This window comes from Streptomyces sp. NPDC088812 (assembly GCF_044750285.1).
GTDB lineage: Bacteria > Actinomycetota > Actinomycetes > Streptomycetales > Streptomycetaceae > Streptomyces.
Genome location: NZ_JBIVJP010000010.1, coordinates 118,842 through 133,362, shown reverse-complemented (window position 1 = coordinate 133,362; position 14,521 = coordinate 118,842). Strand labels below are relative to the sequence as shown.

Annotated in this window: 11 protein-coding genes; 6 read left to right on the top strand and 5 right to left on the bottom strand. The window is 73.3% G+C overall.

What is annotated here, in order from left to right:
* Nucleotides 1-4: 4 nt before the first annotated feature.
* The 4 genes from cyc2 to ACIP67_RS19320 form a co-directional block, all read right to left on the bottom strand.
* Nucleotides 5-2,353, bottom strand: a complete 2,349-nt coding sequence (gene cyc2, locus ACIP67_RS19335) for a germacradienol/geosmin synthase Cyc2 (RefSeq protein WP_401693083.1) — start codon at nucleotides 2,351-2,353, stop codon at nucleotides 5-7.
* 150 nt (nucleotides 2,354-2,503) lie between these two features.
* Nucleotides 2,504-3,688 (bottom strand): damage-control phosphatase ARMT1 family protein, encoded by a 1,185-nt coding sequence (locus tag ACIP67_RS19330; RefSeq protein WP_401693082.1) that lies wholly within the window; start codon nucleotides 3,686-3,688, stop codon nucleotides 2,504-2,506.
* Between the two features lie 472 nt (nucleotides 3,689-4,160).
* Nucleotides 4,161-4,811 carry a ScbR family autoregulator-binding transcription factor gene (locus ACIP67_RS19325; protein ID WP_401693080.1) on the bottom strand — a complete coding sequence of 217 codons (651 nt, stop codon included), beginning with the start codon at nucleotides 4,809-4,811 and terminating at the stop codon, nucleotides 4,161-4,163.
* Between the two features lie 76 nt (nucleotides 4,812-4,887).
* The gene (locus tag ACIP67_RS19320; RefSeq protein ID WP_401693079.1) at nucleotides 4,888-5,784 is read right to left on the bottom strand and encodes a ScbA/BarX family gamma-butyrolactone biosynthesis protein; all 897 of its coding nucleotides are present in this window, start codon (nucleotides 5,782-5,784) and stop codon (nucleotides 4,888-4,890) included.
* Nucleotides 5,785-5,963: 179 nt separating this feature from the next.
* On the opposite strand from ACIP67_RS19320, the gene ACIP67_RS19315 reads away from it, so the two are divergent.
* The gene (locus ACIP67_RS19315) at nucleotides 5,964-6,611 is read left to right on the top strand and encodes a ScbR family autoregulator-binding transcription factor (protein ID WP_401693078.1); all 648 of its coding nucleotides are present in this window, start codon (nucleotides 5,964-5,966) and stop codon (nucleotides 6,609-6,611) included.
* A 171-nt stretch (nucleotides 6,612-6,782) separates the two neighbouring features.
* Nucleotides 6,783-7,739 carry a lytic polysaccharide monooxygenase gene (locus tag ACIP67_RS19310; protein WP_401693077.1) on the top strand — a complete coding sequence of 319 codons (957 nt, stop codon included), beginning with the start codon at nucleotides 6,783-6,785 and terminating at the stop codon, nucleotides 7,737-7,739.
* Between the two features lie 57 nt (nucleotides 7,740-7,796).
* On the opposite strand, the gene ACIP67_RS19305 is transcribed toward ACIP67_RS19310, so the two are convergent.
* Nucleotides 7,797-8,426 carry a Tat pathway signal sequence domain protein gene (locus ACIP67_RS19305; protein ID WP_401693075.1) on the bottom strand — a complete coding sequence of 210 codons (630 nt, stop codon included), beginning with the start codon at nucleotides 8,424-8,426 and terminating at the stop codon, nucleotides 7,797-7,799.
* A 698-nt stretch (nucleotides 8,427-9,124) separates the two neighbouring features.
* Here ACIP67_RS19305 and ACIP67_RS19300 point away from each other — a divergent pair.
* The 4 genes from ACIP67_RS19300 to ACIP67_RS19285 all read left to right on the top strand — a co-directional run bounded on the left by ACIP67_RS19300 (nucleotide 9,125) and on the right by ACIP67_RS19285 (nucleotide 14,513).
* Complete coding sequence (locus ACIP67_RS19300) at nucleotides 9,125-9,793, top strand: DUF6230 family protein (protein WP_401693073.1); 669 nt, start codon at nucleotides 9,125-9,127, stop codon at nucleotides 9,791-9,793.
* Nucleotides 9,790-10,233 (top strand): DUF6114 domain-containing protein, encoded by a 444-nt coding sequence (locus ACIP67_RS19295; RefSeq protein ID WP_401693279.1) that lies wholly within the window; start codon nucleotides 9,790-9,792, stop codon nucleotides 10,231-10,233. The genes ACIP67_RS19300 and ACIP67_RS19295 overlap by 4 nt, the downstream gene beginning before the upstream one ends.
* A gap of 634 nt (nucleotides 10,234-10,867) precedes the next feature.
* Entirely contained in the window at nucleotides 10,868-11,872 is a 1,005-nt protein-coding gene (locus ACIP67_RS19290) for a substrate-binding domain-containing protein (RefSeq protein WP_401693071.1), read from the top strand.
* Between the two features lie 112 nt (nucleotides 11,873-11,984).
* Nucleotides 11,985-14,513 carry a nitrate- and nitrite sensing domain-containing protein gene (locus ACIP67_RS19285; RefSeq protein WP_401693070.1) on the top strand — a complete coding sequence of 843 codons (2,529 nt, stop codon included), beginning with the start codon at nucleotides 11,985-11,987 and terminating at the stop codon, nucleotides 14,511-14,513.
* The last annotated feature ends 8 nt before the right edge of the window (nucleotides 14,514-14,521 follow it).

The window sequence follows — 14,521 nt, the reverse complement described above, 5'->3', positions numbered from 1 at the left end:
GGCGTCAGCCCACCGGCAGGACGGGCGCGGCCGGCGCCACGGGGGCGACGAACACCGAGCGGACGCCGGACAGCGCCGGGACGCCGGGGGCGGAAACGGCGGAGACGGCCGGGACGCCGGGGGCAGAGACGGCGGAGACGGCCGGGACACCGGGGGCGGAGACGGCGGAGACGGCGGAGACGGCGGGGGCGGCGGGGGGCGGTGCGGGGAGGGCCGGCGAGCGGTCCGGCAGGAAGCCGTGGGCCCGGCGGGCCAGGTAGGCGGACTTGTAGCGGTCGACCTCGCGGTGCCAGTTCAGGATGCCGGCCAGCCAGTTGCGCAGGTCGGCCACATATCCGTCCATCGCCGCACGGCCTTCGGCCGACAGGTCGAAGTCGTCGTAGAGGACGGGCAGTTCGTGCGCGACGACGTGCTCGAACTGCTGCATGCGCTGGGTCATCAGATCGTGGACGACGCCGAGCGCGGCCGGGTAGTCGCAGCCGAAGAAGTTCTGCACGACGAGGATCGCGTTGTGGACCTCGCCCTCGTACTCGATCTCCTTCTGGTACGAGAAGACGTCGTTGATCAGGCAGCCGTAGTCGATGGCGGAGTTCTCCAGGGAGCGGACGGGGCCGCTGCGGTAGATCTCCGGCGGGACGGCGGGGCCGTGGCCCATGCGGCACAGGCTCAGGGTGAGGTCGGAGCCGAAGGTGGCGCGCCGCATCTCCAGGTAGTCGACCGGGTCGGGGACGCGGTGGTGGAGCTGGTTGGCCACCTCCCACACCCAGCTCTCGGTCATCTTGTCGACGGACTCCTTCAGGGTGCGCCGCTGGTCCGGGGTCATGTCGGCCGTGGTGCGGGCCCAGAGGTCGATCAGGGAGCGCTCCATGGCGTTGGCGGGGACGCCGGGCGGCTCCTCGCCGTCGAGGGTCATGCACGCGGAGAGCCGGGCCGTGGTCAGGCGGGCGGCGGCCAGGTCGCGGCGGTGGCCGTAGACGAGCGGGTAGTAGTCGTCGCCGTACGTCCCGAACGCCAGCCACGCGGCGCTGAGGTCGAGGGCCTCGGGGGTGGCGTCGGGGTCGAGTCCGGCCGAGCACAGGGCGAGGTCGCAGGAGTCGAGCTTGTCCTCGTCCCACACGCCCTCCGTCAGGATGCCCATGCGGTGGCTCCACTCGGCGAGGCGGTGCCGGGCTCCGTCGAGATGGGGGCTCAGCTGCACCGGGAAGGGCATGTGGAAGTCGGGCAGCCGGGACGGGCCGACCTTCTGGTACGGCACGTGGGTGTGGGCGCGCAGGCGGTCGGCGGCGGCCGAGGCGAGCAGCGCGCCGACGTCGGAGGCGGAGGTGCCGGGGCCGCTCGGCGCCTGCCAGAGGGGTGTGGAGGTGACGTTCTGGTTCATGTAGCGGCTGGAGCGCAGGTGCCACTCGTGGCCGCCGGACTGCCAGTCCTGGAGTCCCTTGGTGTAGGCGGCGATCGCGGCGGTCTCGTCGGGCCGCAGCCCGTTCTCCAGGGCCAGCGCGGGCACTTCGGTGAGGGCCGTGTGCTCGAACTGGTGGAGGCGGGAGGTGAGGATGTCGTTGACGGTGTCGGCGGCCTCCTGGGTGGTGCAGCCGAAGAACGTCTCCAGGACGAGCACGCCGTTGCTGTTCTCGCCCTCGTCCTCGACCTCGCGCTGGTAGGAGAAGAGGTCGTTGCGCAGGTGGACGGCGTCGGAGAAGGTCTCCATCAGCACCCGCAGCGGCCTGGTCTCCGCGACGGCGCCGGGGACTTCGGCGGTCGCGTACTCGACGAGGCCGGCCGACCAGGGGGCGCCGCCCACCTTGCGGCGCATCTCGATGTACTCGACGGGGTTGGCGATGCGCCCCTCGTCGATGTTGGCGAGCTCCCACATCGACTCGTTGAGCAGGTGTTCGGTGGCGACGGCGAACCGGCGGCGCCAGTCGGCGGACATCGCCGGCACCGTGCGCGCCCACAGGTCGGCGAGGCCCGCCTCGACCGGGTTCTGCGGCTCGGGCACCGCGGTCGACAGGTCCTGCGGCATGAACAGCGGCAGCCGGTCCAGGTGTGCCTTGCCGGCGGCGCGGTCCGGGGTGCGCTTGAACATGTCGAGGAAGTGGTCGTCGAAGAAGAACACCCACACGTACCAATCGGTGATCAGCGACAGGGCGGGGCCGTCGCAGTCGGGGTGGGTGTAGGCGCACAGCAGGCCGTAGTCGTGCGCCTCCAGGTCGGCCTGGTCCCAGATCCCCGATCCCTCCAGCATGCCCATCTCGCGCGCCCACGCCGTCGAATGGGCGCGGGCCTCCTCGACGTGCGGGTTCAGCCGCGCGGGATACGGCATGTAGAAGTGCGGGAGTTCGAACGGCTGAGTCATGGCCGGGCCCTACCCGCGGCCTCCCACGGGCATCCCCGGGGCCACACATGATCACACCATCGCGTGAACGTGCCGGGAATGCGTGCGAGACGCGCGCCCCTGGTGGGCGTCCCGGGCACGCCCCCGGCGGTTGTCGGGGCGGGGGCGGTGTCAGGTCCTGACCTGGATCAGCGCGTGGGTGCCGCCCGTGCGCCACCGCCCGTCCTCCGCGGCGTCCAGGGCGGCCTCGGTGTCCTCGGACAGGCCGGTGACCACGTCGGACTTCAGGGTGCGCAGGGCGGCGACCGGGCCGGGGAAGTACGCGGTGACGTCCGCGAAGGGCGTCGTCGCGGGCCAGGGCCGGTCGCCCACGAGCCGGCGGTAGTTGAGGTCGCCCTTCGTGATCGTCAGGGTGGCCGCGGCGAACTCCGCGCGCAGGTCGTCCGGCATCCGGTCGTACGGCAGCGGGGCGGCGGCGAAGGGGTGGGCGCGGACCGTGAGGGTGCCGTCCGTCATCGCCGCCCACAGGCGCCGGCCGTAGGAGGCGGCCTCGCCCGGCGCGGCCGTCAGCCGGCGCAGCGCGTCGACGACGTCGGCCGTCGTGGCGTCGGAGACGTAGTACGGGCAGGGCTTGACGTGCAGGACCACGCGCGCGACCCGGCCGTGGGCGAGGAGGTGGGCGGCGAGGAGCAGGTCGGGGATCAGTTCGCGGCCCGCGTTGTCGGCGACCAGGCACAGGGTCCCGGTGGCGGGCCGGGACGGGGCCAGCAGCGGGTGGAGGGCCTCGCTGTCGTCGGCGACCAGCGCGGGCGCGGCGGCCCGTTCCTCCGCCCCGGCGTCGGACAGCCGGAAGCCCAGGTCGGCGCGGTTGCCCCACAGCGAGCCGTGCAGCAGCGCCCGGCCCCGTTCCTCGACCGGGCGGGCGGCGAGGCCGTCGAGGGCGGCGAGTTCCTCGTCCGTCTCGGGGGCGTCGAGTTCGGCGAGCTTGGCCGGGCGGAACGGGTCGACGCCCTGCCACGGTCCGGGGCCGGAGTATCCGACGGCGTGCAGGAGCCGCCGGTAGAAGTAGCTCTCCGACCACAGCCACGGCACCTCGAACCAGGAGCGTCCCGCGTACGTGTCGAGTCCCCAGGTCCGCCACCGGTCTTGGTCGTGGGCGTCGGCGGGGAGTGGTTCGATCACGCCCTCGGTACAGCTCGCCAGCAGGGCGTCCAGGGCGCGGTGGACGTCAGGTCCGTACGGGAGGGCGTCGCGCACCTGCCGGATGATCGCGGGGTGCCGTTCGGCCAGGACACCGTGGGGGAAGGAGCCGGGCTCGTCGCCGGTGAGCACGGGCGGGGCGGGCGTGTCGGGCATGCGGCTCACCGTAGCGGCTCGGCGGGCCGCCCCCGCGGGGACGTACGGCGTCCGCGGCGCGCGACCCCCGGTCGGCGCCGCCGACGAGACCGCGCGCGGTAGCCGAGGGGACCGCGCCCGGTAGCCGAGGAGACCGCGCGCGGTAAGAGGACCACCGCTTGGAGGACCACCGCCTGCGACTCCGCCGCCGGCCCCGCTCGCCGCGCCGGGTCCCGCCACGTCGAGCCGGGTCCGCTCACCCTCCGCCGGAGCAGCTGACTTACCGTCAGCTTCGGATCACCCGCAGCGCGGCGGCTGCTCCACCGTCGGCTTCGCTCACCCGCCGCCCGGCGGCTGATCCACCGTCGGCTTCGCTCCCCCGGGCCGCCCGGCGGCTGCTCCACCGTCGGCTTCGCTCCCCCACCGCCCGGCGGCTGATCCACCGTCGGCTCCGCTCCCCCGCCGCCCAGGTGCCACCGCCCCGGCCCCCGGCTCACACCGCCGCCATGACCTCCCGCTCCAGCCGGACCGCGAGGGTCAGGTAGCGGGGGCGGCGCGGTACCGGGACGAGCCCGCGGATCAGGACGTGCCACATCTCGGCCATACGGCGCGGGAGGCGTGCGCCGGGTTCGCGGGAGCGGCCCACCACGCGGGTGCCGACGAAGAAACAGACCAGGGAGTGCGCGACCGCGTCCACGTCGACGTCCGGATGGATGTCCGCCTCCCTGACCGCGCCCACCAGCCGCCGGGAGACCAGGTCCAGCCACTCGGCGAAGGGGTGCGGCACGGGTGGCCGGACCGGCAGGCCTCCGGTGGCGAGCCGCAGTCCGGCGCGGGCCACGGGACCCTCCACCGACAGCCGGGCGATGGCGAAGGTGAGACGCATCAGGGCTTCGAGGGAGGGGTAGCCCCGGCCGTCGATCTCGCCGGCCACCCTCAGGGAAGCCTGGGACTGCAACTCCATGATGGCGTGGGCGAGGTCCTCCTTGGCCGCGAAGTGGAAGTAGAGGGCTCCCTTGGTGACTTGGGCGTGCTCGACGATGTCACTCAGGCTGGTCGACTCGTAGCCGTGCCGGTCGAACAGGTCGGCCGCCGCCGTGATGATCGTCGCGCGGGTCTGTTCGGCACGTAGCTGCCTCGCCATCGACTGGATTCTCCCGGGCCGGTAAAGAACGGGTCATGCCGTTTGTTTCTTGCCCCTGGGACACAATAGCTCACCCTCACGCGGTGCCGACGAGGCATTCGAAGACGGCCGACTCGCCCTGCGTTCCGAGGACTTGGACATCCGTTCCCCGCCCTCCCTTCGCTTCGATCCATACCGGTTCGTCCAGTTCCGCGTACCGGTGGAAGTGCGCGTGGTAGGCGACCGGCGCCCGCGCGGGGTCCGTTCTCAGCCAGGCCGCCTGGCGGGCGCCCTCCAGCAGCAGCATTCCGGGGACGTGATCGAGGGGGTGATCGAAGAAAACGGGGTGTGCGGTATCTACTCTCAGCTGCCAGCGGTCGGGCCGGCCGGTGGCGGCCAGGACCACGTCCGAGGGCAGGGCACGCCCGACGACACCGGCGGGCAGGCCCGCCGGCACGGGTACGGCGGTCACGGCGTCCGGGGTGCGGCCGCCGCGGAGCCTGCGGTAGACCGGCCCGCCGACGCACATGAAGGCGACGTCGGCGGTGGCGACGCGCTCGCCCTCGCGCAGGACGTGCGCGGTGTAGCGGGCGGAGGCGGGGCGGCGGCCGCGGTACTGGACGTCGGTGAAGACGACGTCGACCTGCGGCTCCGCGGGCAGCGCGCCCACCGCCAACTGCCCTGGAACAGTGCCGACTTGGAACTCCTGGAGCACGAACTGGTGATCCAGGGGCACGCCGTACTCGGCATGGGTGATCAGTGTGCCGCTCTGCCGGATCGTCTCGACGACGAGGAGCGGGTCGTACGCGGACCAGTCGGACGACACGTGCAGTCCGTGCGCCCGGGGCCACTGGGCGGTGACCGAGAAGCGGTCGGCCCCGGTGCGCCGCCAGCCGGTGAGGAGCGTCTCGGCGACGGCGGCGCGGTGGACGAGTTGGCGTGGCACGGTTGCCGTCAGGGCGGGGGCGTCGGCAAGCTGCCGCGGTCGAGTCATGTCTCTCCCTACGGTCCCCCGAAGGCCACGGCAGACGGCGAACCGCCCGCTCCGGTGAGCGTTAGAGTACGAGGCGACCGGTTTGTTTTCAATGAGATCAGTCGACGGCATCCTATGATCGGGCTGAAACCGCGCGTGATCGCGGGAAGGTGCCGTCTCGGCGCCGTGAAGGGGCTCTTATGGCGAAACAGGAGCGCGCGATCAGGACGCGCAGGGCGATCCTGGAAGCGGCCGGCGCGGTCTTCGACGAGCACGGCTACACGTCCACCACGATCGCGATGGTCCTGGAGCGCGCCGAAGTCACCAAGGGCGCCTTGTACTTCCACTTCCCGTCGAAGGAGTCCCTCGCCCAGGCGGTGCTCGACGAGCAGGTCCCCTTCGGTGCGGTCCCGCCGCAGCCCTGCAAGTTGCAGGAGATCGTCGACATGACGTTCGTGGTGGGCCAACGGCTGTTGAGCAATGCCCTGTTGCGGGGCAGCGTACGGCTGGCGGTGGACCAGGAGACACCGTCCGGCGTCGACCACGGCGAGCCGTTCCGGCAGTGGGCGCAGGCACTGACCGAGCTGCTGGAGCTGGCCCGGGAACGCGGCGAGCTGCTGCCGACGGTGCGGCCGCGGGAGACGGTGGAGCTGCTGGTGGGCGCCTTCACCGGGATCCAGTTGATGTCCCGGGCCCTGACCGACCGGGCCGACCTCGCCGGACGGCTGTCGGTCCTGTGGGCGCACATCCTGCCGAGCATCGCGGTGCCCGGTCTGCTCCCCGGCCTCGACGCCCGAGCCGACCGGGGGGAACGCGTGCTGGCCTCGCTGGAACGGGCGGCTTCCTGAGGGCCTGCCTCATGGGGCACATGGGGCACATGGTCGGGCTCATGGGGTACAAGGCCGAGCTCATGGGGCACTTGGTCGAGCTCATGGGGCTCGCGGGGCGGTGAACGCGCCGGGCCGGTGGGCCGTACTGCACGGCAGACCGTTCCCGCGCCGGCCGAGGAGACGTCCCCGATGCCCCGCACGACCGCACACCGGACCGCCGCCCTGGCGGTCGCCGCCCTGAGCCCGCTGCCGGCGGTGCTGTGGGGCGCGGGTCCCGCGCACGCGCACGGCGCGCCCACCGACCCGGTCAGCCGGGTGTACGCCTGCTCCCCCGACGGCGGCGCGCCGTCCCGGTCCGCGGCCTGCCGGGCCGCCGTCGCGGCCAACGGCGCCCCCTTCACGGCCTGGGACAACCTGCAGATCGCGGACGTCGACGGCCGTGACCGGCGGGCCGTGCCCGACGGGCACCTGTGCAGCGGCGGCCTGTCCGCCTACCGGGGCCTCGACCTCGCCCGCGCCGACTGGCCGTCGACCCGGCTGACGCCGGGCGGGACGCTGCGGATGACGTACGTCTCGACGATCCCGCACACCGGCACCTTCAAGCTGTACCTGACGACCCAGGGCTACGATCCCACGCAGCCGCTGACCTGGGACGATCTACCGGCGCGCCCGTTCGCCGAGGTCAGGGACCCGGCGCTGACGGACGGCGCCTACCGCATCACGGCGACGCTGCCCGCCGACCGGACGGGACGTCAGGTGCTGTACACCGTCTGGCAGAACAGCAGCACCCCGGACACGTACTACTCGTGCTCCGACGTGGTCTTCCCGGAGGCACCGGCGAAGACCTCCGCACCGCCGGCCGCCGCAGCGTCGGCCGCCACGCCGTCGGCCTCCGCGGTGGCCTCGACACCGGGGCGTCCGACCGGCAGCCCGTCGGCCCCGGCCGTATCCGGCGCGCCGGCCCCGGCCTCCGCGTCCGCCGGCCGGGCGGCGGACGCCACCTCGACCGTACCCGCCGGTGCCCCGGCGGCGGAGGCCACCGGGGTGGGTGCGGGACCGTCCGCGCCGCTGCCGGCGGGCGGCGCCGGTGCGGTGCTGCTGCTCACCGGCGGTGCCGCCCTGGTGCTGCGCCTGCGGCGGCGCTGAGTCCGGCCGGGCGGCGCCCGGCCCGTTCACCGGGCGCCGGGTCCGGCCGGACGGTGCTCAGTTGACCGTCACGGCCAGGCCGCCGGTGGTCACCGGGGAGTAATTGGCCGTGAAGTAGGCGTTGGAGAAGCAGAGCGTCGAGCCGGACAGCTTGGTGAACGGCTGGTTGCTGAAGGCGATGCTGTTGCCGCTCGCCGTGCCGGTCAGGCTGGGTCCCTCGTAGACGCAGGTGACGCTGCCCAGCAGGGTGCTCAGGACGACGGTCGTGCGGATGTTGGAGCCGGAGGGCGGGGACACCGTGAGGGCTCCGCCGGAGGACACGGCCGCGGTGTACGGCAGGTTGTTGACCGTGATGCTCGTGACACCGAGCACACCGACGACGTTCGAGGTGCAGCCCGTGAAGGTCTGCGCGGTGAGCGACTCGGTGGCGGTGCCGGGCGCGGTGGGGTTGGCGGTGACGGTGGCGGAGAAGCTGGACGAGGTGCACGAGACACCGCTGGTGCCGGTGGCGCTGGAGTAGAAGGTGGCCTTGGTGCCGCTGGCCAGGGACGCGGTGAGGACGCTGCCGACGGCGACGTCGCCGGCCGTGGTGGTGAGCACCGCGCCGGCCGCGGAGGCGGGGGTGACCGCCGTCAGGGAAAGGGCGGTGACGATACCGGCGGCGGCGAGGAGTGAGCGGATGCGCATGCGGGGCCTCTCTTCTTGTGTGGGGTTGCGTGCGAGAGATGCGATGGCGATGAGGGCGCACGGGTGGGGGGTTCGGCGCACTGGTGAGGGTGGTGGTCCCGGGACGCGTCCCGCGTCCGCCGGTGCCGGCCCGTGACGCCTTCTCCGTACGTGACGGGCCGACAGCGGAAACGGCGTCGGACGCGGCCGGCAGGGGGGAAGCGGCCGTGGCGGCGCCTTGGAGAGATCGGACTCGGGGCGCGTGCGGCCCGTGCTGGATGCCCGGGCTGATGTACCCGTACTGGCGGGCGGCCCGGCCGCCGGCGAACGACGGCCGGGCCTTGGGTCCGGGAGCGCGGACGGTGTCGCCGCGCGGCGGATCCGGCGCCACGGATCCGGGCTTGAGCCACGAGAGTTGTAAACCTGATGTTTCGTCAGAGTCAAGCAGTTGAACGGAAGTTGATGGAACGACAGATATATGCGAGCGGAGTGGGGGCGAGTCGCCCCGCAGGTGACACAGAAGGGACACCGTTTTTCCACATCTCCCTTGACCCCTTGGTGTAACCATCGGTAACTTCCGAACTGGCTACTGCCGCGTAACGTGAAAGCCCGCGTGGCTTCCGGGAGTTGCGAGGAGACGTGCGCGGCAGCCGCTGTCCGCGCCAGGACAACGCGCCACTGATGCCCGACACGCAAGACTTTTGCCACTGGGAGCAGTTATGGCCTCGTCCCCGGACGTCACGTCGTCCGCCGACAACACCCCCGAGAACCCGGACAGCGGTTCCGCAGACAGACACGGCCGGGTCCGGCTGCGCCGGGCCGCCGTGATGGCGGTGCCGGCGACCGTCGTCGCCGCGACGCTCGCGGTCCTCACGGCCCAGGGAGCGCTGGGCGTGCAGTTCGCGATCTCCGGCATGCCGTTCGTGGTCACCGCCGACAAGCTCGAAGGCGACGGCTTCGCGCAGTTCGGCTCGCTGGACCACATGATCGAGGACAGCCCCAACCAGGGCGACACCGGCGGTCAGGTGCTCGTCGTCACCTCGGTGGTGAAGAACGGCAAGCTGACCAACCTCTGCCAGAGCGTCGACCTCGGCGGCATCCAGCTCGTCCTCACCGCCGGCGACAAGGACACCAAGGTCAGCGTGGAGAACCTGGCCATCGACTCCGACGACATCACCGGCAACGCGTCGTTCAACAATATCGAGATCGGCCGCGACGCCAGCACCTTCGACAAGGTCGACACCCGCGGCAACCCGGGCGTCTACGGCCAGCAGGCCGAGAAGGTCGTCATCACCGACCTGTACCAGCACAACTACGCCGCCACCGCGGCCGTCTTCAAACTGCCTGACCTGCACATGAGGTTCGGGAGCAAGGGTTGCCCGCAGTGACCCGCTTCCGGCGGTGGAGGGGGCGGCGGCCCTTCGCCGGCGGGCTGCTGCTGTTCCTGGGCGGCGCGGAGATCCTGGTGACCATGAAGGCTCCGCTCCCGGTCATCCTGCACATCGGGATGCAGGGCCTGGCGGGGTACCTCCTGCCGACCCTGATGCTGCTGGTCGGGCTGCTGATCCTGTTCAACCCGTCGCAGCGCCTCTTCTACTCGATCATCGGCGTCCTGGTCTCCCTGGGCACCTGGCTCACCTCCAACCTCGGGGGCTTCCTCATCGGCCTGCTCCTCGGGGCCGTGGGCAGTTGTCTGGCCTTCGGCTGGCTCCCCGACCAGGAGCCGCGCCGGAGCCGTCGACGGCGCCGCAAGGAGGCACGGGCCGCCGCCGAGGCGCGGACCGGCACGGAGACGCTGCCGCTGCCGAGGACGGGCGAACCCGCCTGAGCGCACCGCCGCCGGGGCCGGGTACCGGGGCCGTACGATCCGCCGGCCGGCGATCGTTCCGCCCCGACCCGGTGCCCGGCGGCGCCCGGGGGGCACTCCGCCCGGAGCGACACTCTTGCCCGGCGGTCACACCAGTCGGCCCCGCCGCCCGCCGGGCGCGCCGCCCGCCGCCCACCGCCGGGCGCCCGGCGGTCACACCGCTCGGAGCCGGCGCCCCCTGCCCGGTGGTCACACCAGTCGGCCCCGCCACCCGCCGGGCGCCGCCCGCCACCCGCCGGGCGCCGCCCGCCACCCGCCGGGCGCCGCCCGCCGCCCGCCGGGCGCCCGGCGGTCACACCGCCCGGAGCGCGTGCGGCAAGGGGGGCCGGAGAGCCGGCGGTCCGGCGTTCAGGCGGTCGACGTGTCCTGACGCCCCCTCAATCCACCTGCGGCGCAGGTCTGCTCGCTCAGGACGTCCTCCCGCATCACGATGCGGCAGCGGCACCTCACCCCCAGTGGTTGTTCACTTGACTACCGGCGGTCACACGCGGTTGGCTCCGAGCCAGCGAAAGCCTTTCACCGGTGCACCACCCTCGCTCCGGCGGCGCTCGCGCCCGTCCCCTGCTCCGCCGTGCACACCGAGGTACAGCCCCTCATGAACACTCCTCTCCCCGCCCGCCGCCTGCCGGGTTCCCGGAGACCCGTGCGGCTCGCCGCCCTGGCCGCGGCCTGCTGTCTGCTCCTGGCCGGCTGCTCCGACGCGTCGTCCGGGGCAGGGGCGGCGGACCGGACCGGCGACCGGATCAGGATCACCCTGGTCACCCACGGCGGGAAGGGGGACGCCTTCTGGGAGCTGGTACGCAAGGGCGCCGAGGCGGCGGCCGCCAAGGACGGGGTCGAGCTGACCTACGCGAGCGACGCCGACGCCGCCGGACAGGCCGAGCTGGTGCGGGACGCCGTCCGGGACGGGGTCGACGGCATCGCGGTGACCCTCGCCAAGCCGCAGGCGATGAAGAGCCCCGTGGCCGAGGCCGACGCGGCGGGCATACCCGTGGTCGGCCTGAACTCCGGGATCGACGCCTGGCGTGCGACGGGCCTGCTGGAGTACTTCGGCCAGGACGAGAGCGTCGCCGGCCGCGCCGTCGGCGACAAGCTCGACGCCCTCGGCGCACGACACGCCCTGTGCGTCATCCACGAGCGGGGCAACATCGCCCTGGAGGCGCGCTGCGCCGGCGTGAAGAAGTCCTTCGCCGGCACGACCGAGATGCTGTACGTCGACGGAACCGACATGACCGCGATGACCACCGCCGTGACGGCCCGCCTCCGCCAGGAGCCCGGCGTCGACGAGGTCGTCACCAACGGCGCCCAGTTCGCGCTCGCCGCGGTGCGAGCGGCCGGCACGGCGGACAGCGAGGCCGAGGTCGCCACCTTCGACCTCAACGAGGACCTGGTCGACGCCGTGCGCGACGGCGGCGTGCAGTTCGCGGTGGACCAGCAGCCGTACCTCCAGGGGTACCTCGCCGTGGACGCGCTCTGGCTGTACCGGACCAACGGCAACGTCAGCGGCGGCGGGGTGGCACCCGTGCTGACCGGCCCGGCCTTCGTCACGAAGACCAACGTCGCCGAGGTCGCGCGCTTCGCCGCCGCCGGAACCCGCTGACACCGGGCGCCCGCCCCGGCCGTACCACCGAGACCCGGTCCGCCCGGATCATCCGGCTCTCTCCCCCGTCGCCACCCGCTCCCCGCTCCCCGCTCATCGCCCAAGGACGACCATGCCTCCACGGACAGGTGCCCGGCGCCGCCGCCGTCTCGGCTCCATACGTCTCTCCCTGATCCTCCTGGCGCTGGTGCCCGGCGTCACCCTCACCGCCATGTGGGGCGTGACGACGATCCAGATGTTCTCGGAAGGGCTGCGGCTGCGCGCGCAGACCGAACTGAGCCGGTCGACCGGCGCCATGGGCACCGAGGCGACGCTCGCGCTCCAGCAGGAGCGCAGCCTGTCGGCCGTGTGGCTGGCCGATCCCGACGGTTCCCGGGCCCCGCTGGAGGCCCAGCGCAGGAGGACGGACGCGGCGGTCGCCCAGTTGGTGACCCGGGCCGACGACATCCAGCAGGCACCCGCCCGGGTGCGGGACCGGATGTACTCGGTCGTCGCCTCCGTGGGCAGTCTGGAGTACTACCGGGGCCAGGTGGACGATCCCACCGACATCACCGCCGCGCAGGCACTGGACCAGTACACGTCGATCATCGACGACCAGATCCACGCCTTCCAGGAGCTCTCCCAGGTCGACGACGGCGACCTCACCTCGCGGGCCGGACCGCTGGTCGCCCTGGAGCACGCGGCCGAACTGGTCTCCGAGGAGGACCTGTACCTCACCCTGGCCGGGCCGGAGCGGCGGATGGACGAGGAGCAGTGGGCCGCGTTCGCCGAGACGGTGCACGCCCGCCGCTGGATCGTGCGGGACCAGATCGTCCCCCTGCTGACCGGCGACGCCAAGACCCAGACGGAAGAGATCCTGCTCAGCGAGGAGTGGCAGACCCTCGAGGCCGTCGAGGACAAGGTGCTCGCGGCGCGCGCGGAACGGCGCGGGAACGGCGACATCGCCCTGCCGGACGTGCAGAAGGAGTGGCGGGCCGCGCTCCTCGAGGTGTCCGACCGGTACGCGGAGCTGATCCGGCGGCAGACCGCGGCGCTGCTGCGGGCCAGCGCCGACGAGGCGAGCGCGCTGCTGGTCACGGCCGCGTCCCTGAGCGCCGGCGGACTCGTCGCGCTGCTGCTGTGCGTCGGCATGTCCTGGCGGATCACCCGCTCGCTGCTGCGGCGGCTGCGCGGCCTGCGCAGGGCCACGCTGAGCCTGGCGCACGAACGCCTCCCGGACGTGGTGGCCCGGCTGGACCGGGGGGAGACTGTCGACGTGGACTCGGCGACCCCTCCGCTGGACTACGGCGGCGACGAACTCGGGCAGGTGGCGGCGGCGTTCAACACGGCGCAGCGCACCGCCGTGCACACGGCCGTCGAACTCGCCGACACCCGGCGCGGTTTCCAGAAGGTCATCCTGGGCATCGCACGGCAGAGCCAGAACCTGGTCAACCTCCAGCTCAGCAAGCTCGACACGCTCGAACGCCGACACCAGGACCCGGAGGTCCTCAAGGGGCTCTACGAACTCGACTCCACGGCGAGCCAGTTGCGCCGCTACGAGGAGAACCTCGTCATCATCAGCGGCGGCCGGCCCGGACGCAGCTGGTCGGAGCCGGTGGCGCTCATCGACATCCTGCGCAGCGCCGTCGGCGAGGTCGCCGAGTACCGGCGGGTGGAGGTGCAGACCGAGGAGGAGGTGTGCGTCGCCCCGCCCGCCGTGGCGGACCTGATCCATCTGCTGGCCGAGCTCATCGACAACGCGACCACCTACTCGGCCGCTCCGAGCCCGGTCGTGGTGCGTGCCGCGCTGGTGGCCCGGGGTCTGGCGATCGAGGTGGAGGACCGCGGTCTGGGCCTGTCCGAGGAGGACTACGCCTCGTTCAACGCGCAGTTGGCGGTGTCCCCGCAGTTCGACGTGCTGGCGCTCGCCGACGACCTGCGGCTGGGCATGTTCGTCATCGCCCGGCTGGCCACCCGGCACGGCGTCGCGGTGACCCTGCGCAACTCCCCGTACGGCGGCACCACCGCGATCGTGCTGGTCCCGCACGACATCGTGGTCCCCGGGTGCCCCGACGACGGGCCCCCGGGAACCGGGGTCTCCCGCTCGGACCAGGCGGGCGGCCCGGCGGAACGCGCGGGCAGCCCGGCGGAACGCGCGGGCAGCCCGGCGGAACGCGCGGACGGCCCGGCGGAACGCGCGGACGGCCCGGCGGAACGCGCGGACGGCCCGGCGGAGCGGTCCGGCACCGTGCCGGGTCCGTCGGCCGGTCCGTCCGTCGCGCGCCGCACTCCCCCGGTCGGCGCGCAGGCGCGGGCACGTGGGGCGGCGACGGCCCCGGCCGGTGCGGGGCCCGACCGCCCCGGCGGCCTCACCCCGCTGCCCCGCCGGGTGCCGCAGACCAGCCTCGCCGACGAGTTGCGCGAGGCTCCCGTGCCCCCTGGGGCGGACGGCCACCCCGACGACGACTTCACCGCGGAGCGCGCCGCCTCCTCCCTCGCCGGGTTCCAGCGCGGCACGCTGCGGGCGCGCGACGACTCCGGCGTGCCGCCGTCCGGCCCTGGGGAGACACACCCCGGCACGACGGCTGCCGCGTCCGACCCGGGCCCGCCGGGCAGCGCCGCCGGCCCCTCCCAGACCCCGACACCGCCCGCAGACCGCTGATGAAGGAC

Coding starts and splice junctions, on each gene's coding strand:
- cyc2 (WP_401693083.1), bottom strand. CDS start 2,353: ATGACTCAGCCGTTCGAACTCCCGCACTTCTACATGCCGTATCCCGCG.
- ACIP67_RS19330 (WP_401693082.1), bottom strand. CDS start 3,688: ATGCCCGACACGCCCGCCCCGCCCGTGCTCACCGGCGACGAGCCCGGC.
- ACIP67_RS19325 (WP_401693080.1), bottom strand. CDS start 4,811: ATGGCGAGGCAGCTACGTGCCGAACAGACCCGCGCGACGATCATCACG.
- ACIP67_RS19320 (WP_401693079.1), bottom strand. CDS start 5,784: ATGACTCGACCGCGGCAGCTTGCCGACGCCCCCGCCCTGACGGCAACC.
- ACIP67_RS19315 (WP_401693078.1), top strand. CDS start 5,964: ATGGCGAAACAGGAGCGCGCGATCAGGACGCGCAGGGCGATCCTGGAA.
- ACIP67_RS19310 (WP_401693077.1), top strand. CDS start 6,783: ATGCCCCGCACGACCGCACACCGGACCGCCGCCCTGGCGGTCGCCGCC.
- ACIP67_RS19305 (WP_401693075.1), bottom strand. CDS start 8,426: ATGCGCATCCGCTCACTCCTCGCCGCCGCCGGTATCGTCACCGCCCTT.
- ACIP67_RS19300 (WP_401693073.1), top strand. CDS start 9,125: ATGGCCTCGTCCCCGGACGTCACGTCGTCCGCCGACAACACCCCCGAG.
- ACIP67_RS19290 (WP_401693071.1), top strand. CDS start 10,868: ATGAACACTCCTCTCCCCGCCCGCCGCCTGCCGGGTTCCCGGAGACCC.
- ACIP67_RS19285 (WP_401693070.1), top strand. CDS start 11,985: ATGCCTCCACGGACAGGTGCCCGGCGCCGCCGCCGTCTCGGCTCCATA.